Source organism: Vibrio sp. D401a (assembly GCF_030248515.1).
In the GTDB taxonomy this organism is placed as follows: Bacteria; Pseudomonadota; Gammaproteobacteria; order Enterobacterales; family Vibrionaceae; genus Vibrio; species Vibrio rotiferianus.
Genome location: NZ_JAHGAI010000025.1, coordinates 45,276 through 68,621, shown reverse-complemented (window position 1 = coordinate 68,621; position 23,346 = coordinate 45,276). Strand labels below are relative to the sequence as shown.

Below are 23,346 nucleotides of genomic sequence, written 5' to 3'. Positions count from 1 at the left end.
ATACCTCTAACCCTACACTGTCTGCCTTTCTAATTACTCGTATGGGAACGGGAGAAAGGCAGGCACCCCAAGTGTCAGTAGCAATAAACAAAGCCGTCCGAGTATTCTCATTAATAGACAATATTGGAAAGTCACAATGAAATTGAATACTTCAGAAATCGACTGGAAGCTTACTTTTGGCAGTTTTGGATTTGTACTGCTTCTAGGTATTCTTGCAGTGGTATACCCAGAAGCCGTAAAAAGTACCATGAGCGGGATGCTAGATTTTACCGTTATTAACTTCGGTTCGGGTTTTCTTTGGTACACACTCTTCGCTACAGGTGCCCTACTGTTCCTCGCCTTTTCTAAATACGGCGATATTCGTATGGGTGATAGCAAACCTAAATTTACGAAATTCCAACTGTTCGCGATGGCGTTGTCTGCAGGTATGGGCGCAAGCACCATGTACTGGGGATTTATTGAAGCCGTTTACTACTTCATGGATCCTCAGTTTGGAATCACAGATAAAGCCATGGCTATGGAGTACGCTACCGCTTACAACATGTTCCACTGGGGTGCGGCAGGTTGGTTTATCTACCTAATTGTTGCAATCCCATTTGCGGTTGTGTTCTACCTAAAGAAAAGCCGTCGTATGAGCTTAAGTGGCGTGATCAACTCACTTTTTGATGATCGCCTTCCAGTTTGGGCTCAGAAGTTTATTGACCTACTGTTTATCATCACGACACTTGCAGCAACGGCTCTAACTCTAGGTTTAGGTATCCCAATGATCTCCTCTAACCTAGCGAGCTTAACGGGCATTCCAGACAATTTAATGTTGGGTATTGGCGTTATCCTTGGTCTGTCAGTGATCTTCTCTCTTAGCTCTTACATTGGCATCGAGAAAGGCATGGCTCGCCTATCTAGCGCAACCATTTACATCTGTGCCGCATTTGTTGGAATCATTTTCATCATCGGTCCATCGGCTCTGATCATGAACAACTTAACCAATGGTATCGGTATCATGCTGACTGAATACATCCGTATGAGCACCAATACAGATCCATACGGTACAACTCTATTCCCTCAATACTGGACAGTATTCTTCCTAGCAAACTGGATTTCTTACTCACCAGGTGTTGGTGTATTCATCACTAAAATCATTCAAGGTCAGAAACTAAAAGACGTGGTTCTCATCCTAGTAATTGGCGGCACCATGGGCTCTGCAGTGATCTTCGGTGTGTGTGGCACATTCTCAATGGATCTTGTAAACAGCAGCGCAGTTGATGGCGTTAAGCTTATTGGTGACGGTCAACCGACTGAGTTGGTTAAGCAAGTCTTTGATTCTACTTCAATTCCAATGCTACTAACCGCGATCTACCTAGTCACTATGATTCTGTTTACGGTCACAACGCTAGACGGCACCTCTTATTCACTAGCAGGCATCGCAACTAAACAGCTAGATGATGAAGCAAACGTAAACCCAATGTTCCGTCTGTTCTGGTGTTTGTTGCTAACGGCACTACCAATCATCTTCCTACTGATTAATGCTGACTTAAATATCCTTAAGGCTTTCCCAGTACTGATCATCGTATTAATTGTGCCAGTGTTCTTCGTTGCGGCTGTTAAAACACTTCAATACTTGAAGCAAAACTACAGTCAAATCATGGAGCATCAACGCCAACAAGACGAAATTCTTGCAAAGCAAACAGAAGAGCAAGAGGTCGAGGAAGCAAACCCAACACCTGCACCTCAGGCTAGCTAATACCCACCACTGAGATAAAAAGCTCCGATCAACATCGGAGCTTTTTTGTTGGTGATTGTTAAGTTTAACTAGCGGAGTCTATAAATTCCTCAATACTATTGATGCTTATTGAAATCACAAAAAAATTTGTTTAAGTTTCAGAAATAACTCTTACCTACAGCATCACAACTATGAACACACAAGATTCAAAGCCGTCTCTCATCATCGTGGAAGATGACCCAAAACTACAAGCCATGCTCAGTGAGTACTTTAGTCAGCAAGGATTTGAAGTAAGCTGTATAGACAACGGTACAGATGCGCCAGAGGCCATTATCGAGAACCAGCCAGATCTCGTGCTGCTCGACTTAATGCTTCCAGGACAAGATGGTTTGAGTGTTTGCCGACAGGTTCGAGATTGCTACAAAGGTAAAATATTGATGCTTACTGCAAGCGATGATGACTTTGACCATGTAGCCGCGTTGGAGATCGGCGCAGACGATTTTGTTACCAAACCAATAAAGCCACGTGTATTGCTTGCTCGTATTCGTATGCTGTTGCGCCGCAAAGAAGTTTCTGCAATCGAATCCGATATCTGTGTTGAAGTCGGTGTTTTGTGTTTGAATCGCTTGCGCAAGGCATGTGCTCTTAACAAAGAGCCAATAGCACTTACCGATGGTGAATTTGATCTTCTTTGGGTACTCGCAACCCGTCCTGAACAAACTCTTTCTCGCGAGTGGCTAACTAAAACACTACGTGGCATTGAATACGACGGTACCGATCGTACTATCGATAACCGAATCGTAACTTTGCGCAAAAAATTGGGGGATAGCACAACCCCACCACAAAAAATCATTACCGTTCGAGGAAAAGGCTACCTATTCATGCCTGATGCGTGGAACGTATAATGAAACGAATTTACTTAGAGAGCTTCATTGGTCTTATTGTTCTATTTTTTGCTAGTTTAGTGGGTTATGAGGTCATCGTTTATCAACTCAATACCGATTACGATTACTTGCTAGAAGAGCATCAGGCACAAGCTTTCCATGAGTTTATTTATCCTGTCTATCAAGAAAAGGGAGAGGCGTACACAGTACAGCAACTGGAGAAACTTGCTAAATCAAGCCACATGCTGTTGATTGCCGAAGAAAAAACTCATCTTCCTCAAGAAATTCAGCAAGCGTTTGATCACAATCCATCGGTTAATACCGCGTTCGATGATGAGCGAGACTTGTGGTTTCGATTTGAACCCGGCTCCCCTGTATTCAAATTCAGTGAAAACCCAAGCAGCCCGATAATTCAAGCAATAAACTTCGATGATAATATCGTCTGGCTGTTCTTTCTTGCTGGTTTTGCCCTCTATTGTGTGCTTCTAATTTGGTTTTTAAGTCGCCGTGTTCGTGCTCTAGAAAAAGTCACCGTTGAATTCGCATCAGGAGATTTCAATGCTCGGGCTGATACTTCCAGCGCGAAGTCGGTAGGAACGCTTAACCAAAGCTTTAACGACATGGCAGAGAAAGTATCTCGCCTAATTACAAGCAACAAAATGTTGACCAACGCCGTTGCGCACGAACTCCGAACGCCAATCTTTCGACTCCAATGGCAAGCAGACCTTCTTTCAGACTCCTCGCTCAACGAACAGCAGAAAAAATACGTCAACAGCATCGTTGAAGATATCGATGACATGGAAGACATGGTCGAAGAGCTCCTCTACTACGCAAAGATGGAAAGGCCTAATGCAGAGATTCAAACTTCGTCAGTAATGCTCGCCAGTTTTATTCAATCACTGTTACCAAAGTGGCAAAGGGATACAAGCGTATCTATTGAAATCGATGATACCGAAGTCCAAGACATCGTTATCTCAGCTGACCCGAAACTTCTATCGCGCGCGTTAGACAACCTACTTCGAAACGCAATGCGTTACGCTAATAGCCTTATCGTGTTGAATATTATTGAGACATCAGATCACCATTGTATACAAATCCATGACGATGGTTGCGGAATCGAAGAGAAAGATTGGCCTCACCTGTTTGATGCTTTTTATAGTGCTGACAAATCACGTAATAAGAACACCAGTGGTTTTGGACTGGGGCTTGCGATAGTAAAACAGATCATCGAATTACAGCGAGGGGAAGTCTCCGTGTCTCATAGCCCCCTAGGCGGTGCATGCTTTACCATTTGCTTTCCAAAATAGACTCATAAATTTATCAATAAAGCGCTACTCTTCATTACAGAAGGCGACACTTCTATACAATCACAAGACAGAGCCAGAAAATAAAACAGTGTACATTTAAACCATTAATTCATCGTAATAATGGTTCGTAAAAATGTATAGACCACTTCTTCTCATCACCCTTTCATCAAGCCTTGTGGCTTGTGCATACAATCAACAACCTGTTGTTGATATGACCAATGTCGATCAAGCTCAATACGAACAAGACTTTAATTACTGCCAAGGCTACGCAGAAAAAGTAGACAAAGGCGAAGCTGCAAAGACGGAAGCTCAAAATGGTGCCGTAACAGGTGCATTAATTGGTGCAGTTGCTGGCGTACTTGAAGACGGAGTGGGCGGCGCAGTTGTCGGAGCTGCAGCCGGTGGCGCTGTGGGTGCTGGTGCTGGTGCATTGGGCGGAGCAAACGACTCAACAAAAACCCAATCTCTAGTACTGCGTAAATGCCTAGCTAATAAAGGCTACACCGTTTACGACCTAGAGTCTTAATTTATAAATAAGCATCAATTGCAGCCAACTCTGGATTGCAGCCGAGAATTTCACAAATATTTCACGCTCAATCATTTATCCTCTAAATTGCAATTTGATGCCTTTTATTCTGAGGGATGTTTTCCCTCACTCTCTTTTTGAACGCAATAATAGGCAATAATTTGAAACCAGGTAAAACAGGTATACGCCGAGTTGTGGACGCAACCGGTTACTCACTTCAAGGATTGAAAGCCGCGTGGATTCACGAAGCCGCTTTCAGACAAGAACTAGTGTTAACGCTAGTACTTTCTATCTGCACACTTTTGCTTCCCGTGACGAACTTGGAACGCATTATGATGATATCCAGCCTGTTACTGGTTGTGATTGTCGAACTCATAAACTCCGCCATAGAAGCGGTAGTCGATCGTGTCAGCGATGATTGGCATGAACTTAGTGGTCGAGCCAAAGACATTGGCTCTGCAGCAGTCTTTGTTGCGCTTTTTCTAGTCCTCTTTGTTTGGGCTTCGATCTTGCTGTAGTACCAGATTAGTACCATAAATTATGAAGAATATTACATTCCCATACAAAGGTATCTCTTACGTTACCTTTACATTATTTCTCGCATTGTACTTTGCTCTTGTTGTGAACATCCCCATTTACAAAGAGCTTTCTCATATCCTCTCAAACTTGGATGAAGTAAAAATTGGTTTCATCATTACTATTCCCATTTTCTTCTTCGCCGCGTTGAACTTTTTGTTCAATTTATTCAGTTGGCCTTGGCTGAGTAAACCGTTTTTCATCGTACTGTTGGTAGTTTCTAGCATGGTTAGCTATGCGAGTTATAACTACGGTACTTTGTTCGATACAGACATGATCACAAACATCGTCGAGACAGACACCAGTGAAGCGAGCTCATACCTCAGCGCATATTCTGTCATCTGGACTTTGCTAATGGGCATGATTCCGGCTGCTTTAGTATTCAAAGTAAAGCTACAACCGCTAAATGGGCAGTGGCTTCGTTTTGTATTAACTAAAGTCGTATCGATGCTAGCATCTTTAGCGGTGATCGCAGTGATCGCCGGGCTGTATTATCAAGACTATGCTTCAGTAGGCCGTAACAATAGCTATTTAAAAAAAGTCATTATCCCGACCCAATACGTTTACAGTATTTCGAGCTACGTAAAAGCAAAATACCTTACAACTCCAGAGCCTTACCGTGAAATTGGACTGGATGCTAAACAATCATCAACGGCTCTACAACAAGCAAACGGGAAACCAACTTTACTCGTCTTTGTTGTTGGTGAAACCGCTCGTACACAAAACTATCAATTGAATGGTTATGAGCGCGAAACTAACCCATATACCAGCAAGCTGGATGTGGTGTCATTCAAAGACGTTGCCTCATGTGGTACTGCAACCGCGGTTTCTGTACCTTGCATGTTCTCTCAGTTAACTCGAAGCGATTTTGACCGCAGCCGCGCAGATAACCAAGATAATGCGCTGGATATTATGCAACGTGCTGGTGTTGATTTACTATGGAAAGAAAATGATGGTGGTGACAAAGGCGTTGCCCACAACATCACTAAAATTGAGGTCGATAGAAGCCAGAAAAACGAGTTATGCAATGGAAGCACTTGCTATGATATGGCGCTGCTAAACAATTTAGATACTCAAATATCTAGCATGAAAGGTAACCGAGTTGTTGCGATGCATCTCATTGGAAGTCACGGACCAACATACTTCCAGCGCTACCCGAAAGACAGAGCATTTTTCCAACCTGATTGCCCTCGTGCAGATATCGAAAACTGTAGTGTTGAACAAATCGTCAATACCTATGACAACACTATTCGTTACACTGACTTCGTATTAGATCAAACCATTGCAAAGTTAAAAACATTGGAAGACAAATACAACACAGCCATGATTTATGTTTCTGATCACGGCGAATCTCTGGGTGAAAATGGCTTGTTCTTGCACGGTATGCCTTATGGACTGGCACCTGATTTTCAAAAGCGCGTTCCTATGATGCTTTGGATGTCTCCAGGCTTTAAGCAAGCCAAACACATCGATAGCGATTGCTTGCAACAAGAAGCGCAGCAAACCGCAACGCACTCACACGATAATGTCTTCCACTCGCTGTTAGGCATTATGGATATCGAAACCAATGCGTACGATGGTAAATTGGATATTTTTAAAACCTGTCGAAACTCTTAATTCAAGATAAGACAGTAAAAGCCTGACCCATTCAATGAGTCAGGCTTTTTTGTGACACTTTACACCGAGAATTCTTAGCGGGTTCAGCTATACCTAAGTAACCTAGATATGTTTGGTCCAGCGAAAACACCTTGGAAACAGCCCCTATTCCACGACATCGTATTCCTCAAACTTGAATCAGTGGCTCATTCTAAGTCCCGCATTTTAAGGTCACTTGGGTATATAATGTTTAGCCCGCTAACAAACGAAGAAGAACCAAATGAAAATTGGCATCATTGGCTTGGGCGACATTGCTCAAAAAGCTTACCTTCCTGTTATCACTCAGCTTCCAGATGTTGAGTTGGTATTTTGTACCCGCAATGCAAACGCACTCAACGCGCTCGCTCAACAGTATCGAATCGCAGAAACCTGCCAAGACTATCAACAATTGGTTGGCATGGGCGTAGATGCGGTCATGATTCACGCCGCTACTAGCGTTCACTCTCAAATCGCGTCTTTCTTTTTAGAACAAGGCATCCCGACATTCGTTGATAAGCCTTTGGCAGACAGCGCTGCTGAAGTAGAAAGACTCTACGATATTGCCGAGCGTGTGAAACAGCCTCTGTATGTTGGTTTCAATCGCCGTCATATTCCGCTCTACAATCAACATATGCCGAGCGTCCAGAAAGGCGAACTTTCAGGCTTGAAATCTCTGCGTTGGGAGAAGAACCGTCATCAGCTACCCGGAGATATCCGTACCTTCATTTTTGATGATTTTATCCACCCTCTTGATAGCGTGAACATCACGGCCAGGGCAGATCTGAAAGATGCTTACATTACACATCAAATGGATGGTGACCAACTGGCTCGTTTAGATATCCAATGGCAGCATGGTGAGACACTGCTTCACGCATCCATGAACCGTCATTTTGGGATCACCACAGAGCGTGTCCAAGCGTGTTATTCAAACAAAGCAATGGAGTTTGATTCGTTTGTTGAAGGGAAACTGTGGCAAGACAATCAAGAGCAGAAGTTGAGCTTAAAAGATTGGACGCCAATGCTGGCCAGTAAAGGCTTCCACTCTATGCTGTTGGATTGGTTTGAAGTCATCCAGTCAGGCAAAATCGCTTCTGAAATCGTAGCGCGTAATATCGCTAGCCACCAACTTGCCGAAGCGATTTGTCAGCACATTGAACAGTCAGTGCGTCGATAATTAAGCACTAAAACGAGCGCGGAACGCTTTGGGAGCCAATCCCATGGTTTTGATAAACACTTTGCGAAACGCGCTCGCGTCTTGATACCCAACTTGATAAGCGATGACTTCAAAAGCTAAGTTGCTCGACTCTAATAAATCACACGCCTTTTGCACACGAAGATGCTGTAGATACTGATTCAAGTTCAAACCTGTCGCTTTTTGGAAACGTCTCTGAAGCGTGCGCTCAGTTAAACAACTGATCTCCGATAGAGCTTGGTTTGAAATCACATGTGAGAAATGATCAGCCATGTAGTGCTGAGCACTAAGAACGGCACTATCACCATGTTGAAAGTTAGGTGTGAATTGCTGATAAAAGCGTTGCTCTCTGGCACCAGTATCGACCACCAGCATCTTTCCCAACAAACGCATCACTGCAGGTGTACTTAGCTGAGAAACTAGCTCCAACCCCAAATCAAGCCAAGACATCATGCCACCAGCGGTAATGATGCTGCCCTCGTTGATAAGGATGGACTCAGGCTTAAGCGTCACGTTAGGAAACCTATCTCGGAATAACCCTGACAAGCCCCAGTGTGTTGTGCACGCTTTGTTGTTCAACAAACCAGCTTGAGCGAGAACAAAAGCCCCGGCACATGCAGACGTAACAACCGCTCCTGCTTTGTGTTGCTCAAACAGCCAAGACGTTAACGCCTCACTTGGCGAAAGGTAATATTGCTCCGCACCGCTTGGCGGCAGTATGACGACCGTGAACTCATCGGCTCGAATAACGCCTTCTTTCCAATCAATGATGTCTGCATGAAAGCGGCATTCAACATCCAGCTCAATCGAAGCGCGGTTTGCCATCTCAAACAGTTCCTGCAAGCCATAGACTGACGCTTTTGAAGCCCCCGGATAGTTCACAATAGCAATGTTTATCTTGTTCATTCCAATTGTCGTTTTTGACCTATTTTTTGTCATTTTAGACACTGAGCAAGATAAAAGAAAGTACGCATAATAGCTCCCATACCAAAGCAACACATTCACTGAAAACAAAAGGAAAACACCATGAGCCAAGCAGCACTTCTTGTTATCGATCTACAAAACGACTACTTCCCTAACGGTAAATTCCCTCTATGGAATACAGAAGCAACACTAAATAACATCAAGAGCGCCATTGCTAAAGCGAATGAGAAAAATATTCCTGTCATTCATATTCAGCACATCGCCGATCCAGCAATGGGCATTGCGCCTTTCTTTAATGAAGGCTCCGAAGGTGCTGAGATTCACCCTGAGATCTTGGCACTAGCGCCAAATGCAGATGTAGTTATCAAACACTTTGCAGACAGCTTTGAACAAACAAACCTTGAAGAAGTACTACAGAAACATGGGGTAACAGAGCTATTAGTAAGTGGCATGATGACGCAAAACTGTGTCACTCATACTGCTATTTCTAAAGCGGTAGAAAAATACGATGTATCAATTCTTATGGACTGCTGTACAACGGTCGATGAAATGATTCACAACATTGCCTTACACGCAGTCTCTACCCGCGTCCCCCTAATAACCGCAGAACAAAAACTATAAACGAAATATTATAGAGGTATGCATAGAACGCATACCTCTATTCACTTTTTGTAATTTGTCTCGCCAGACAATTATCTCTACACTTCGCGCTCTTTTTTCTACTTGAGCGCACAATGCATGCTTTTTTCTCAAACCATTTTCGCTCAGGTGCTGAGAATGTCCGTCATGTTGGGCCTGTCGTTAATCATCGTCCATAACTCACCTAAGTTATTGGAAATATTAGCAGAGCAAGCCATCAACAGCGGTTGCCATCAAACCACTGGCGAAGGCGAACACCAGGATCACTCTCATCACCACCATCACCATTAATAAGAGCAAATTATGAGTATTTTCCGATTTCCAATTCTTGTTTGGCTTGGAATAGGGATTTTGATTATCTGTCTAGGGATCAGACAATCGTTCGGCATTTTCATGATGCCAATTTCAGACCACTTCCAAACGGGCCGCGAGTTCTTTAGCTTTGCTATTGCCTTGCAAAACCTGTTGTTTGGTGTGTTCCAACCATTCGTTGGTATGGCGTCAGACCGTTGGGGCGCGAAGCGTATAATCATTTTAGGTGCCATTTCTTACGCTTTGGGTCTTTACCTGACTTCTATCGCGGTTGAGCCAACCATGATGTATTTGTCGCTGGGTGTGCTAGTTGGCTTCGGCTTAAGCGCGACCAGCTACGTAATCGTGCTAGGCGCAGTGGCGAAAGTGGTCCCTGCCCAACACGCAGCAAAAGCATTTGGTTTGACAACTGCTGCGGGCTCATTCGGCATGTTTGCGATGATCCCCGGCGCACAAGCTCTATTAAGTGACTTTGGTTGGCAAGGCGCGCTTCAGGTGTTTGCCGTGTTGTGTAGCTTTATGGTGATGTTTGCGTTGTTCATGAGAACGGCAAAACCACAAACCAACAACGCAGCAAATGCTCAAGAAGATACGCAAACCCTAAAAGAGGCGTTAAAAGAAGCTTTTGCACACAAAGGTTACTGGTTGATCCACGCTGGTTTCTTCGTATGTGGCTTCCATGTCATGTTTATCGCCACTCATTTGCCAAGTTACTTGGCAGATAAAGATCTACCGGCTTCGACAGCAGCGATGGCACTGGCGTATGTTGGCATCTTCAACATCTTTGGCTCTTACTTCTGGGGTGTGATGGCCGATCGCTTTAACAAGCGTCACGTTATGTCTGCCCTGTACTTGATGCGCACGGTGGTGATTGGTGCTTTTGTGACTTTACCTGTCACCGAACACACTGCTGCCATTTTTGGCGGTGCTATCGGCTTCTGTTGGTTAGGTACGGTTCCACTGACTTCCGGCTTGGTCCGCCAGATTTTTGGTGCTCGTTACCTTTCAACCTTATACGGTTTGGTGTTCTTCACTCACCAAGTAGGCAGCTTCTTGGGGGCTTGGGTTGGTGGTCGCATTTACGATTACTACGGCTCTTACGATCCAATCTGGTGGTCAACAGTCGTGTTGGCATTTATCGCGGCTCTTATTCACCTGTCGATCAATGACAAACCGGTACCACGTTTGAACTTAGCAACCGCGTAATCAAAGAAGGCTCTTAACGTTATCGTTGGGAGCCTTTTCTCTTTTCTCCGCGCAACACGCTTTCTGTTTTCCCTCAATCGAATAGGCATTCTCATCAATGATTGCTTATTTAAGATAAAGTGCGTCCATTCATCCTCTGTTAAGATTCGTGTGACATACTTAACACAACGCTATAAATCAAAAAGGGTTTTAAATGAGAACACTCGGCAACATCATCTGGTTTGTATTCGGTGGCGTATTCATGGGTTTGCTATGGTGGTTCTTCGGACTACTGGCATTCATCAGCATCATCGGTATTCCATGGGGACGTGCTTGTTTTGTAATGGGTAATTTCTCGTTCTTCCCATTCGGCAAGGAAGCCGTTTCACGAGATGAATTAACCAATGAAATGGACATCGGTACCAGTCCACTTGGCGTCATTGGCAATGTGATTTGGTTTGTGTTTGCTGGTCTCTGGTTGGCAATCGGTCATGTGCTTTCCGCTGTAGCATGCTTTGTCACCATCATTGGCATTCCGTTCGCCCTTCAACACCTGAAGCTTGCGGTTATCTCTCTTGCTCCGATAGGTAAAACAGTCGTAACGACTGAAGAAGCCACTATGGCTCGCTACAACATCAATCGTTAATGTGTTAACCCTCTGAGTACCCTGCTTAGAGGGTTATTCCTGTCAAAAGTAACCCTATAATCGCCACTGCATATTCAATAATGGTTGATTGTATGTTCATACCTTCACCTTAAAAGTTAAAGTTAATCCCTAGCTCAACGCTGTTTTCTTCACTTACTTTGGTCGAACCTGGCGAAACCCTGTGTTCACCAAACGTATACTTCACGTAGGGTTCTAGCCACTTCGGTTTTAACGTGATTCGCACCTCGTGGTTTGTACGATGACCTTCCTCTGTCAACTTTTTATCGTAGTTATAAGCATAGCCAAGACTGAGAAAATCAATTGGTGTATAGCTCGTTCCAACCGTATTTTTCCACTCTCTTGCGGTATTTTCGAATGCAGGGAATGACTTACCAATAGCACTTTCTCTCCATTCATGAGAGCTATTGGCGAAAACCATCCAATCATCCCCTAACGCGGTTCCGGTAAACACGCCCGCATCATAGACGTCGAACAGATCTGCACGTCCATAGCTCACAAATGCTTCTGTGTAGAATTGCCCAAGCATAACGCCATATCCTGTCCCCAATTCTAAATACCCCGTAGAATCGACCTCAGCAGAAATGTTCCACTCTTCTGTCGCTTGTAAATAACCGCTGGCCGTGACAATCCATTCATCGCCTGTATTTGATACATCCAATCCAAACTCTGGCATTTTATGGTCAGCAGAAAAACACGGGGAAGCAAATAGCATGCAAAGCAGTGTCAAAGATTTGTTCATTGGGGAAACCTATTAAAAAAGTATGAAACAAAAAAGGAGCCACTTTACTCAAGCGGCTCCTTGCTCATTACCCTTATGCGATTGACTTATGAACGCTCAGCGCGGTCACGAATCGCTCTTTTTATTTGCTGACGCTGCTCTTGTGACAGAGACTGTACTTTTTGTTTCAACTCTGCACGTTGCTCTTGAGTTAGCTCGTGAACAGGCAGGCTGGCAGCCCCTTCAATTGGGTTCTCCGGGCTTGCTTCAATTGGGTTTGATGGGTTCGTTATCATTGGATGTTCCGGCACTGGCTCAATTGGATTTACCGGTCCAGCTGCAATTGGATGCTCCGGCACAGGTTCAATCGGATTTACTGGACCGCCTTCAATTGGATGCTCAGGTGCTGGCTCAATCGGATTTACTGGACCACCTTCAATTGGATGCTCAGGTACTGGCTCAATTGGATTTACGGGACCACCTGCAATTGGATGCTCCGGCACTGGCTCAATTGGGTTTGCTGGCTCCCATTCAATTGGGTGTTCCGGCGTTGGTTCAATAGGATGTACAGGATTGAGCTTCACTTCTTCGACAATTAATCGTCCATCTTCTACGCTCAAATGTACGAAGCCTTTGTCATTCACAAACACCAATTCGTTATTACGTACTTCGATATTACCAACCACGTTACCTGAAGCGTCTTTAACTACATCACCATCTGTAAAGTAAAGCTCTCCGCCAACATTAAATACGGTATTACCTTCTACACCGCGAATAGCTACTGTGTTGTACTCGCCGTTGTCACCTTGAATTGCCATACCATCGAAATGCTCACCTTCAAAGGTTTGAACAGAAGCAACACCTGCTGGCTCACTTGGGGAGTCCGAAGAACCTGATGATGAACAGCCGGCTAGAAAAGATGCTGCGATAACGGCACTTAGTAATTTAACTTTCATGATTTACTCTCTTAATTTGTCGAAATTCAGGGCTGCCTCTTGCAGATTCAGTGGACTCCCTGCCCGATGAAGAGAAGTATATTGAGCAGTGTTTTATTACTCTAATCGCTAAAAAGAAACCCGCACTTAACGGCGGGTTATTAATAAACAAGAGTAGAGAGCGTGATAACCAAGGGTTATTATCGCTGTTGTGAGCGCTCCAGGTGTTTGGTTATGACATCCGTGATGATGCTACGTAGCCAATGAACCATTTCATTACGGCGATTCTTATGGTGATAGTAAGCGTGCAAGCAAGGCTCAATCACGATACCGTCAAACTCGATATCCAATCTTCTCAATTGAGAGATCTTATCGACGTTCACCGTTTTTGAAGCGGGAAAGACCATGTCCGAGTTAGCCACCACGTCGATGATGGCCGACGGCAATTCAGATCGAAACGCGATTTTTGGCTCTACGCCTTTGATTTTCATTATCTTCTCAGAAAACGACACGCTGGAGTTCCAATCGGCCGCAATCACGGTCGCAAACTCCAAATCCCTGCAATCCGAGATTTGTAGTCGGTCACCGGGAAACGGATGATCTTTTCGCACGTATGCACAGAAGGTGTCTTTGACGATCATTTTCGTCAGTAGCTCTTTTGGAGCATGGTTGATTTCATAGTTCACACCAAGCGTAACATCGTCTTTGATGATCTCATCCATGGTGGAGCGAGACCAATTCAACAAGTGGATCTGAACGTTTGGCGCTGCTTGTCGAATCGCCTGACAGATTTCACTGGCGTAAGAGCTCAAGATAAAAGGCGCTAACGCAACCTTGATGGTCCCGTTCATTTCTAATGGGTTAAATGCTTTAGAACCATTGAGCGTGATAGAGATTTCATCCAATAACGGCGCGAGATTTTCCGCTAAATCGTTCGCATACTCCGTTGCCCGCAACCCGTGATGGGTTTTCACAAACAGCTCATCTTCAAAATGATCACGCAGCCGCTGCAATGCCTTACTCACGGCGGGTTGAGAAACAAACAAGCGCTCTGCCGCTCGGCGCATATTGCGCTCTTGGTGCAAAATGATGAATGTTCGGAGCAAATTCAGGTCGAGGTTTGAGAAGAGATCTTTGGCCATATTCCACGTCGATAATAACTTGAGGTTATTATTCAGCATAAGAACAGATTTGCGTACTTTCCAATCTAAACGCATGAATTCTTTGCGCTCGCTACGCTTCTATGACGGAAAAATAACAGTGGCTGCGATCAAGTTGGCGTTTATAAAATTCGAAATGCGCCGCTCCGATGAACACCCTGCTCTCGGTAAACGTTAATCTGCGGCATTCTTCGCTTATCACATTCCTCAAACTTATCATTTCACATCGCTTTGAAATAAATCGTTTGTTCATCCTAGTATCAGCTCGGATGCGTGCTTTTAGATAACTTCTTTGATGCAGGTATGAGGATATCCAGTGTTGGTTTTTATGCGTTGATTCTCAAAAAATAGAGTAAAAAACCTAGTACATTAAACGAGATAACCCACACCAAATTTGTAGATTTAGAACTTCCGTTAAGTACATCCATCTTTCTCTAATAAAGGAGCTGCTCAAGCGTTTATTAAGGAAGATAAAAAGCAGTGCCCCGTGAAGATTTTCTATATTTCATTGAAAGTGATTTTAACTTTCCAATGTTCAATCACTAAAGTAGATAGGATAAGGTTTATGGGTTACAGTTTCTTACAACAATCAAAGTCTTTCATTCTTATACCAAAAATGGTTTAGACGCATAGCAAGGATTCCTATGATAAATAAAAAAGTATTGATTCTCTTTGCGCATCCTTCCCAGCATCGCTCAGAGGTGAATGCTCCCCTTTTTAAAGCAGCTAATACGATTGAAGGTGTCACTTGTGTCGATCTCTATGCCGAGTACCCGCACTTCAATATCAATATTGACCGAGAGCAACAGCGTTTACGCGACCACGATGTGGTGATTTTTCAATTTCCGCTGTACTGGTATTCCACGCCAGCCATTCTAAAAGAGTGGCAAGATCTGGTTTTGGAATACGGCTTTGCTTATGGCTCGGAAGGTACAGAGCTTCATGGCAAAACCATGCTTTGTGTCTTATCCGCAGGTGGTAAAGAAGAGGCCTATAAAGCCGAAGGCTACAACCACTTCACCATCCGTGAGCTCTTAGCTCCTATCGAGCAAATGTCGGCACTGACTGGGATGAACTACATCGCTCCACTTGCGTTGTTTGGCTCCCGTACAGCTCAAGAAGAAGATAGAATTCCACAGCATGTTGAACGCTACAAAACGCTGCTCAATGCGCTCGTCAATGACACGCTTGATCTTGAAGCTGCGGCATCACTCATCAAACTCAACAGTGCATTACCACAACTGATTAAGGAAGCATCATGACAGGGATATTCTTACAAGCCTTTGTTTACCTTATTGCCGCTGTCGTCGCCGTTCCTTTAGCAAAACGTCTAGGCTTAGGCTCGGTATTAGGTTACTTGATTGCGGGTGTGGTCATTGGTCCTATTATCGGCCTCGTTGGTGAAGAAACCACGACAATTCAACACTTTGCTGAATTTGGTGTGGTCATGATGTTGTTCCTCGTTGGTTTGGAACTTGAACCTAAGATGTTGTGGGCAATGCGTAACCGCTTAATGGGCTTAGGTGGCCTACAAGTTGGTGGTACTGCCGCACTGATCATGGCGATTGCCCTGTACTTTGGCCAATCTTGGGCCATTGCATTAGCAATCGGTTTGATCTTCGCACTTTCTTCCACCGCGATTGTTCTGCAAACCTTTAGCGAGAAAGGGCTGACCAAAACAGAAGGTGGCCAGAACGCGTTCTCGGTGCTGCTTTTCCAAGACATCGCCGTAATTCCAATGTTGGCGTTTATTCCGCTGTTGGCACTGCCAGAGTTGGTAGAACAAGCACAATCAGCAGCACAAGCAGCCGCAGAACATCATGAAGAACTTAGCCTAGTGGCTGGACTTCCTGGCTGGGCATACGGGCTCGTGATTACGGCTTCTATTGCTATCGTCGTTGTTGGCGGGCATTTCCTAAGTCGTCCACTGTTCCGCTACGTAGCAAGCTCTGGTCTGCGTGAAATCTTTACTGCAACAGCATTAATGTTGGTGATCGGCATTGCTGCTTTGATGAGCCTAGTGGGTCTGTCTCCGGCGCTGGGTACGTTCTTAGCAGGTGTGGTTCTGGCGAACAGTGAGTTCCGCCATGAGTTGGAGTCAAACATCGAACCGTTTAAAGGCTTGCTGCTTGGCTTGTTCTTTATCACGGTAGGTGCTGGCATCGATTTTTCAGTGCTGTTCAGCGACTTTGGTTTGATCATCGGTCTAACGCTTGGCGTGATGATTCTGAAAGCCGCGATTCTATTCGCACTTGCGTTCATCTTCCGTATCAAAGGCAGTAATCGTTGGTTGTTTACTTTGAGCTTGGCGCAAGCGGGTGAATTCGGCTTTGTGCTATTGAGCTTCTCGGTACAAAACCACGTAATCCCATTCGAGCTTTCACAAACGCTGGCATTGGTTGTTGCGATCTCTATGTTCCTAACGCCTGGTCTATTCATCCTATTTGATAAGGTGATTCTTCCTCGCTTTGAAAGTGAATCGAATGAGCGTGAAAGTGACACCATTGAAGAACAAGGCACCGTCATCATTGCAGGTATCGGTCGCTTTGGTCAGATCGTAAACCGCTTGTTGGTATCTAATGGCGTGGAAACGGTTGTACTCGACCACCAAGCAAGCCAGATTGATAATATGCGCCAGATCGGTACACGCGCTTACTTTGGTGATGCGACTCGACCAGACATGCTACACACGGCAGGTATTGAGCATGCCTCTGCGCTTGTCGTCGCGATAGATAATCAAGAATCGAGCGTGGAGTTGGTTAAGTACGTAAAACACACCTATCCAAACGTGACTGTGATTGCGCGTGCATTTGACCGCGGACATGGTTACCTACTACGTCAAGCGGGCGCAGATATCATCGAATCAGAGACTTACCATTCGGCCTTGGAAATTGGTGGTCATGCGATGAAAGCCATTGGTATTCATCCATTCTTCACCGAGCAGCAAAAATCGACTTATCGCCGAGTCGAAGATCGTAAATCCAACATGCTATATGAAGCGTGGGCCGATGACTCAGAAGGTGAACGTTACGACAACAACTTCCGTCAGCTATTTATTCATCTAGAGGAAAAAATGGCAGAAGAGATGCAAAAGGATCGTCACGATAAGCTCTCCCGTTCTGAACGTGGTTGGACGCCGCCACCGAAAGGTTATGCCGACGACTTCAACGAAGAAAACGTCCAAGAGCTACATCTACCGAAAGAAGACGCTCAATAAACGCGAAAACCTCCCACTGGGAGGTTTTTTATTGCCGGTGAAAAAGCAGAGCTACATGAGATCACTCATCAATGTCTCATACTCTTCATTCGCTTCATCCACTAAATGCGACAGTTCTAATGCGTCGGTCTTGGCTAGGTTGAACTGCCATGGAACGGTGTCTTCTTTCCCGCAAATACGCGTTTGAGCGCCACTACTTTCAAAAGAAAGATCATCAAACTCGGTAGTGTGGTGCTCTTGAAGCTCGACAATTTCAACTTCCAATTTACCGACGGGATTGACTTCAACATGGGCGTGTAAATCTGGGCTATTCGATAAACAATACTCTCGATGAACTGCAATCATGGCTGCCTCCTTGGTCTGCCAACTGACAACTCATCAAACAGTGTAGACGAGGCATTTTGAACGTGGGGTGAAATAATAATGAAGATTGATCCTGAATAAAAATTCATCAATTTTAATTCCAAACCGACTCTGAGTGTTCGCCCCGATAACCGTCAGTTTTTACATAAAATGACTTCGTCAATGCGCGATTCAATCGCCTTTATTGCTATTGTCACTGCCATCGGCACATGAGCTTGGTAGGGATGCAATACATAAATTGGGTTCACCTTTGACGCTTTCGCACCGGGAACTGGTTCAAGAAGCGAGTTCGACTCCAACATAAAGTCAGGCAAAATACCAACGCCTAACCCCATTTCTAACAGACTGGACACATCAAAGACGGTATTCGCTCGGTGCTTCACTGGATATTGAATTTGATGTTCTGGCTCCTTGGAAGCAAACGCATGGATAACAGGTTCAAGCTGCCAATGTTGAGCAATATAAGGCGCACTCTCAAAATCAGAATGCGCGCCTTTAGCACGACACAAGACGTCACAAAACTGCCCTACTTTACGCTGCTTAATGTTTGAATCACCAGAAGCCCCTACTCGTACGGCAAGATCGATATCCTGCTGAACAATATCCACATGCTTATCATCACTGATCAAATTTAACTGCACATCAGAGTAATCAGCAAAAGCACTCGTTAAAGCAGGCAACACTATCGAGCGCATTAGGGCATGTGGCGCAGTGACGGTAAGCCGTCCCGTTGGCACTTGCTTTAACTCTGTGGCTTCTAACCACGCAGCTTCTGCTTGTTTTGTCATTTGCGCGCACTGCTCGTAAAAGCGCTCACCTGTCGAGGTCAGAGTTTGCTTTCTGGTCGTACGTTTGAGTAAGCAAGTATCCAGCTCTAGTTCGAGTTGCTTCAAAGCAGAGCTCAACACTGACTTAGAAAGCTCTAATTTATCTGCAGCTTTGGAGATTGAACCACACTCGACAATATGAACGAACAGAGACATCAAACGCAGCTTATTCATCGCCCTTCCTTATTGTTCTTTTTTACAGAACATTCAATTCTTATTACTTTGTTTTTCTATCTCAATTCTAACCCTATGATTGCTACATAAACAAACACCAATCACAGGATATTCAGGATGACTCAATCAGTTTTAGAACGCGCTCAAGCAGGCATCTCAGCATGGCAAATCGCTTTCAATAATCAAGACGCTGCGGGCTGTGCAGCACAATACGCAGAAGATGCGGTTATGATTGCAAAACCATTTGGCACCTTTGAGGGACGTGAAGCGATCCAAGCATTCTGGCAAAACATCATGGACCAAGGTTTTAACAGCGTGGACTACACCAACACCAAGTGGGAAAAAGACAGTGAAAATGGCTACATTCTTACTTCAGATTGGACAATGAACAAGGCGTTTGGTGTCGTGCACAAAGAGTTGTGGGAAATTCAAGAAGATGGTTTGTCTCGCCTAACGTACGATGAGTTTGAAGTGCTTGGTGAGCGATAAGCTTTAAGTCTTTCAGAATAAAAAATCCCCAAGCCGAAACTTGGGGATTTTTGTTTTTCAGTTTACTTAATTCAATTAAGCAAAGATGAAGGTGTATAGGTAACCTGCGCCCATTGCCATCGTTAAGATAACGAATAGGAAGGCTGCAATCATTTGGTTCTTAAAGATTGATTTCAACAAAATCACTTCTGTAAGACTTGCGCCTGCGCTACCAATGATAAGTGCCATTACTGAACCCAGTGCCATACCTTTTTGTACTAGCGCCGCACTTAGTGGAATAACTGCCTCTGCACGGATGTATAATGGAATACCAATAATTGCTGCTACTGGAATCGCGTACCACTTCGCTTCACCTGCGTACTCCGCAATAAGATCCGTTGGGATGAAGCCGTAGATGAATGAACCAATCGCAATACCCATCATTAGGTAAGGGAACACTTGTTTAAAGTCTTTCCAAGTTGAGTGCCAAATACGTACCCAGCGGCTAGGCTCTTTTTCTTCCACGATTGTCGCTGTTGCACTACCGTCTGATGAACAGCAAGACACTTCTACTTTAGGTTCTGCTTTTGGTGCGCTATCACCACAACAAGATGTTTTCACTACCACAGGCGCTGGCTCACTGCAGCATGATGTTTTTGCTGCGACTGGTGCAGGTTCACCACAAGTGCTAGTACCACAGCTTGATGCTGGTTTTGCTTGTTCTTTTTTCTTGCTTGAATCACCGCAAGATGTACCACATGAAGAGGTGCCTGCTGCTTCGTACGCTTCTGGTTTTACGTAACGTTCAAAGCCTAGCTTTTCAAGTACATAGCCTGCAACCACAGACACTGTCATCGCAATAGCAAAGTAGAATACCGCTACTTTCCAACCAAAGGTCACTACAAACAAACCAATGATCACTGGGTTAAGCAGTGGACTAGCAAATAGGAACACCATCATAGGTCCAAAACCTGCTCTTGCACGCAATAGACCTTTCAAGAAAGGAATGGTCGAACACGAACAGAAAGGCGTAATCGAACCTAATAGCGCAGCGATAAAGTAACCTTTACCCTTTTTCGAGCTCAGGATAGATTGGATTTTTTCTGGCGTTAGAAAATCTTGCAACACACCCACGATGTAGCTAATTGCTAGGAATAGGATGATAAGTTCGGTTGCTAGAAACGCAAACATATCAAGCGCTTCCTTAGCCATGGTCATGATTTCTGGATTCATATTGATTCTCCTACTGATGTCACATCAGTAACTGTAAATTTCCTAATGAAGCTGAACTCTTCATTTCTATTTTTCTCGAATTATAGAATTAAAAATCGACGCGTCAACCATTATATTTCGATAAATATCGAAATATAATTTAAAGTCTTAATAATCAATTAATTAACTAGGGAATTTTTCTTGTTTGCTATTCACCCACACTTTCACTATCATCGAAATGTATTTATCGTCTGTCATTCCAAGAGGTCAGTATGGAACTCGAAGCTGTAGCAAAAGCGCTCAAAGAGCTAGGACACCCTACCCGTTTATGTATCTATAAAGAGGTGGTCAAAGCAGGCTATGAAGGAATCGCGGTTGGTGGCGTACAAGATAAACTTGGTATTCCAGCCTCTACCCTTTCTCATCACATTTCGAGCCTAGCCTCAGCCGGCTTAATCAGTCAGCGTCGTGAAGGTCGTACTTTGTATTGTGTTGCTGAGTATGAATGCTTAGATACGGTTATTGGTTTCTTGCGTGACGAGTGTTGCATCAATGAAAACTGCTAACCTCGAATCAATTTGGAGCGAATACGAACACGCTATTCATGCGTTCTTGCGCTCTAAAGTCAGCAATGAAGATGATGTAGACGACTTAAAGCAAGAGATTTTACTTAAAACTTATCAAAACCTTGCGGATATTCGTGATGTATCTAGCGTCAAATCTTGGCTCTTCCAAATCGCGAATAACGCCATCATCGATTTCTACCGTAAACGTGCTCGAAATCAACGTGATAATGACCTCGTTGCTGACGATCTTTGGTTTGAAGAGCAAGAATCAAACCTGAAACAAGAACTGTCAAAGTGCATTGCGCCCTTTGTGCAAGCATTACCAGACGAGCAATCGCAACTGCTCTCTTCTATTGAGCTTGAAGGCATGAGCCAGAAGAAGTTGGCCGAAGAGCAAGGTATCAGCTACTCAACCCTCAAATCGCGCGTACAGAGAGGACGTGTCGAATTGAAAAAGCTATTTGAAGAATGTTGCAGTTTCTCGTTCGACAAACAAGGTCGTATGACAGATTGCAACCAAAACGGTGCTTCTTGCGATAAATGTTAATCCCTCGCTGAATGCGCCTCACAATGAATACCGATAGCTTGGCGGCTCGTCATCGAGTCGCCTATCCATGAACTCAATCACAGCTTTATCTCTTCGTCAGCTCTCTCATTTGCTATCTTGCTGAATAATAAGCTTTACTTCTTCTGCTTTAAGGAAGAAGGAAACTCGTTTTTATGATCTCATTAAGAGAACTCACCAAAGAAAACTATCTAGATTGTATTCGTCTTAATCTTCACCCAGAACAAGAAGAAAACCTTGCCTCCAACGCGATTACGATTGCTCAATCACGCTTTGAAACCGACTACCGATTGAAAGTGATTTATGAGCAAGAGACGGTGATAGGTTTACTTGCGTTTTGCCATGAAGACGAGCCGCTTGATTACTCCATTTACTGGCTGTTCCGCTTTATGATCGACAAAGATCACCAGAACAAAGGGTATGGAAAGCAAGTACTTAGCTTGCTCGTTGAAGAAGTGAAACAACTCGGAGGGAAAACCTTATTCACGATGCATAAACCCTCCAATCAGCAGGCAGGTAAGCTTTATCGTGCGTTCGGATTTCAAGAGGATGGTATCCTCGATGATGGTGACATATCACTACGATTAGAGCTTTCTTAATCCAGTACAAATCCAAAGCGGGAAGTTTTGGCTTTTACACCTGTTTATCAAACCATTCGGTCACCAACGCCACCAGCTTTTGATGGACAGGACTTAACGTATTGCCTCGCTTTAGTAACACATAACCTGCACGACCTTCGTTAGCCATAAAATCGATGTTTAACGGGACAAACTCGCCTTTCTCATCGTGAGCTTGCACTAAATGATGAGGAAGCAAGGCAAAGCCATCATTTTTCAATAATCGCATCAACACATCGATGTTACTGATTCGAGAAATGTTTGGTGACATCACCTGTTGATTACCAAGTGCACTGGTGCTGAAATTCTCTGCAATGTATTGATGGTGTGACGCGAGATCCTGCAGAGTCACCACGGGTTTCTGCGCTATTGGACTTTTCTGATGCGCATAGAAGGTAAACCTTGGGTAGCCTAAGTTAATGAACGACATCCCTTCGGTTGGGAACGCTTTACCGCTGTTAAGTACCACCGCAAAATCCGCTTGTTTCGTCATTAGCATTTCTAACGCTTCATCTCGGCTGCGATGTAACCAATGAATCGCTGTACTCTTGTATTGCTTACGCATAGACAGGTCGATGTCCGCTATGGCATCACACGGTACCGACATGTCGTGACAAATCGTTATCTCCGGAACATCCCCTTGAGAGTAGCTGTCGCAAGAAAGCTCTAAAGACTGCATTTGGTAAAGAATATGCTTGGCTTGGGTCAGTAACGTCACTCCTACTTCCGTCAAAACTGGCGTTCTTCCCTTACGTTCAAACAAGATCACATCCCAATCAATTTCGAGATCGCTGACTTGGTGGTGTAGCGTCGCTCTGTCTTTCCCGATTACCCTTGCGGCTTGGCTAAATGATCCATGCTCTGCGACAGCGACAAATGCAGTAAGTTGATCAAAACTGGCTCTGGGCATTGAAAGATCCTCAAACAATAAACCCGTTTATCTTAGCTTAACCGATA

General features: G+C 44.3%; 25 protein-coding genes. 17 read left to right on the top strand and 8 right to left on the bottom strand.

Annotated features, from left to right (window positions below; genetic code table 11):
• Positions 1-136: 136 nt before the first annotated feature.
• From KIV41_RS12770 to KIV41_RS12740, 7 genes are all read left to right on the top strand, one after another.
• Positions 137-1,741 carry a BCCT family transporter gene (locus KIV41_RS12770; protein WP_285336624.1) on the top strand — a complete coding sequence of 535 codons (1,605 nt, stop codon included), beginning with the start codon at positions 137-139 and terminating at the stop codon, positions 1,739-1,741.
• Between the two features lie 170 nt (positions 1,742-1,911).
• On the top strand, positions 1,912-2,625 hold the full coding sequence (locus KIV41_RS12765) for a response regulator (protein WP_071234228.1): 714 nt from the start codon (positions 1,912-1,914) through the stop codon (positions 2,623-2,625).
• Positions 2,625-3,911 carry an ATP-binding protein gene (locus KIV41_RS12760; RefSeq protein WP_285336623.1) on the top strand — a complete coding sequence of 429 codons (1,287 nt, stop codon included), beginning with the start codon at positions 2,625-2,627 and terminating at the stop codon, positions 3,909-3,911. Before KIV41_RS12765 ends, KIV41_RS12760 begins: the two co-directional genes overlap by 1 nt.
• Before the next feature lie 133 nt (positions 3,912-4,044).
• Complete coding sequence (locus KIV41_RS12755) at positions 4,045-4,437, top strand: glycine zipper family protein (protein ID WP_045391219.1); 393 nt, start codon at positions 4,045-4,047, stop codon at positions 4,435-4,437.
• Between the two features lie 161 nt (positions 4,438-4,598).
• A complete protein-coding gene (locus tag KIV41_RS12750; RefSeq protein ID WP_285336622.1) occupies positions 4,599-4,955 on the top strand; it encodes a diacylglycerol kinase in 357 nt (118 codons plus the stop codon).
• 22 nt (positions 4,956-4,977) lie between these two features.
• Positions 4,978-6,630, top strand: coding sequence for a phosphoethanolamine transferase (locus KIV41_RS12745; protein WP_285336621.1), 1,653 nt, complete (start codon positions 4,978-4,980; stop codon positions 6,628-6,630).
• A gap of 259 nt (positions 6,631-6,889) precedes the next feature.
• Complete coding sequence (locus tag KIV41_RS12740) at positions 6,890-7,822, top strand: Gfo/Idh/MocA family protein (RefSeq protein ID WP_285336620.1); 933 nt, start codon at positions 6,890-6,892, stop codon at positions 7,820-7,822.
• Here KIV41_RS12740 and KIV41_RS12735 read toward each other — a convergent pair whose 3' ends face one another.
• Entirely contained in the window at positions 7,823-8,746 is a 924-nt protein-coding gene (locus KIV41_RS12735) for a GlxA family transcriptional regulator (protein WP_010451180.1), read from the bottom strand. It abuts the gene before it with no gap.
• Between the two features lie 120 nt (positions 8,747-8,866).
• On the opposite strand from KIV41_RS12735, the gene KIV41_RS12730 reads away from it, so the two are divergent.
• From KIV41_RS12730 to KIV41_RS12715, 4 genes are all read left to right on the top strand, one after another.
• Positions 8,867-9,385, top strand: coding sequence for a cysteine hydrolase family protein (locus tag KIV41_RS12730; RefSeq protein ID WP_285336619.1), 519 nt, complete (start codon positions 8,867-8,869; stop codon positions 9,383-9,385).
• Positions 9,386-9,541: 156 nt separating this feature from the next.
• The gene (locus KIV41_RS12725; RefSeq protein ID WP_199454706.1) at positions 9,542-9,694 is read left to right on the top strand and encodes a hypothetical protein; all 153 of its coding nucleotides are present in this window, start codon (positions 9,542-9,544) and stop codon (positions 9,692-9,694) included.
• Between the two features lie 12 nt (positions 9,695-9,706).
• Complete coding sequence (locus KIV41_RS12720; protein ID WP_285336618.1) at positions 9,707-10,921, top strand: MFS transporter; 1,215 nt, start codon at positions 9,707-9,709, stop codon at positions 10,919-10,921.
• A 193-nt stretch (positions 10,922-11,114) separates the two neighbouring features.
• On the top strand, positions 11,115-11,546 hold the full coding sequence (locus KIV41_RS12715) for a YccF domain-containing protein (RefSeq protein WP_010451166.1): 432 nt from the start codon (positions 11,115-11,117) through the stop codon (positions 11,544-11,546).
• A gap of 109 nt (positions 11,547-11,655) precedes the next feature.
• Here the strand turns inward: KIV41_RS12715 and KIV41_RS12710 are convergent, their stop codons facing one another.
• The 3 genes from KIV41_RS12710 to KIV41_RS12700 all read right to left on the bottom strand — a co-directional run bounded on the left by KIV41_RS12710 (position 11,656) and on the right by KIV41_RS12700 (position 14,362).
• Complete coding sequence (locus KIV41_RS12710; RefSeq protein WP_285336617.1) at positions 11,656-12,306, bottom strand: hypothetical protein; 651 nt, start codon at positions 12,304-12,306, stop codon at positions 11,656-11,658.
• Positions 12,307-12,392: 86 nt separating this feature from the next.
• Positions 12,393-13,241, bottom strand: a complete 849-nt coding sequence (locus tag KIV41_RS12705; protein WP_071234220.1) for a zona pellucida protein alpha — start codon at positions 13,239-13,241, stop codon at positions 12,393-12,395.
• A gap of 179 nt (positions 13,242-13,420) precedes the next feature.
• Complete coding sequence (locus KIV41_RS12700; RefSeq protein ID WP_045391192.1) at positions 13,421-14,362, bottom strand: LysR family transcriptional regulator; 942 nt, start codon at positions 14,360-14,362, stop codon at positions 13,421-13,423.
• A 662-nt stretch (positions 14,363-15,024) separates the two neighbouring features.
• Between KIV41_RS12700 and KIV41_RS12695 the strand changes: the two genes are divergently transcribed.
• Entirely contained in the window at positions 15,025-15,642 is a 618-nt protein-coding gene (locus KIV41_RS12695) for an NAD(P)H-dependent oxidoreductase (protein WP_009704823.1), read from the top strand.
• Positions 15,639-17,597, top strand: a complete 1,959-nt coding sequence (locus KIV41_RS12690) for a monovalent cation:proton antiporter-2 (CPA2) family protein (RefSeq protein ID WP_285336616.1) — start codon at positions 15,639-15,641, stop codon at positions 17,595-17,597. Before KIV41_RS12695 ends, KIV41_RS12690 begins: the two co-directional genes overlap by 4 nt.
• Positions 17,598-17,648: 51 nt before the next feature.
• Here the strand turns inward: KIV41_RS12690 and KIV41_RS12685 are convergent, their stop codons facing one another.
• Entirely contained in the window at positions 17,649-17,942 is a 294-nt protein-coding gene (locus tag KIV41_RS12685) for a hypothetical protein (RefSeq protein WP_061008334.1), read from the bottom strand.
• A 152-nt stretch (positions 17,943-18,094) separates the two neighbouring features.
• A complete protein-coding gene (locus KIV41_RS12680) occupies positions 18,095-18,961 on the bottom strand; it encodes a LysR family transcriptional regulator (protein WP_285336615.1) in 867 nt (288 codons plus the stop codon).
• 117 nt (positions 18,962-19,078) lie between these two features.
• On the opposite strand from KIV41_RS12680, the gene KIV41_RS12675 reads away from it, so the two are divergent.
• The gene (locus KIV41_RS12675; RefSeq protein ID WP_009704826.1) at positions 19,079-19,450 is read left to right on the top strand and encodes a nuclear transport factor 2 family protein; all 372 of its coding nucleotides are present in this window, start codon (positions 19,079-19,081) and stop codon (positions 19,448-19,450) included.
• Between the two features lie 75 nt (positions 19,451-19,525).
• Here the strand turns inward: KIV41_RS12675 and KIV41_RS12670 are convergent, their stop codons facing one another.
• Positions 19,526-20,662: a permease gene (locus tag KIV41_RS12670; RefSeq protein ID WP_285336614.1), complete on the bottom strand. Its 1,137-nt coding sequence runs from the start codon at positions 20,660-20,662 to the stop codon at positions 19,526-19,528.
• A gap of 251 nt (positions 20,663-20,913) precedes the next feature.
• Between KIV41_RS12670 and KIV41_RS12665 the strand changes: the two genes are divergently transcribed.
• From KIV41_RS12665 to KIV41_RS12655, 3 genes are all read left to right on the top strand, one after another.
• Positions 20,914-21,207, top strand: a complete 294-nt coding sequence (locus KIV41_RS12665) for a helix-turn-helix transcriptional regulator (RefSeq protein ID WP_005433559.1) — start codon at positions 20,914-20,916, stop codon at positions 21,205-21,207.
• A complete protein-coding gene (sigZ, locus tag KIV41_RS12660; RefSeq protein ID WP_005442530.1) occupies positions 21,194-21,754 on the top strand; it encodes an RNA polymerase sigma factor SigZ in 561 nt (186 codons plus the stop codon). The genes KIV41_RS12665 and sigZ overlap by 14 nt, the downstream gene beginning before the upstream one ends.
• A gap of 173 nt (positions 21,755-21,927) precedes the next feature.
• Complete coding sequence (locus KIV41_RS12655; protein WP_045479513.1) at positions 21,928-22,371, top strand: GNAT family N-acetyltransferase; 444 nt, start codon at positions 21,928-21,930, stop codon at positions 22,369-22,371.
• Positions 22,372-22,405: 34 nt separating this feature from the next.
• On the opposite strand, the gene KIV41_RS12650 is transcribed toward KIV41_RS12655, so the two are convergent.
• Positions 22,406-23,299, bottom strand: coding sequence for a LysR family transcriptional regulator (locus KIV41_RS12650; RefSeq protein WP_285336613.1), 894 nt, complete (start codon positions 23,297-23,299; stop codon positions 22,406-22,408).
• Between the last annotated feature and the right edge of the window lie 47 nt (positions 23,300-23,346).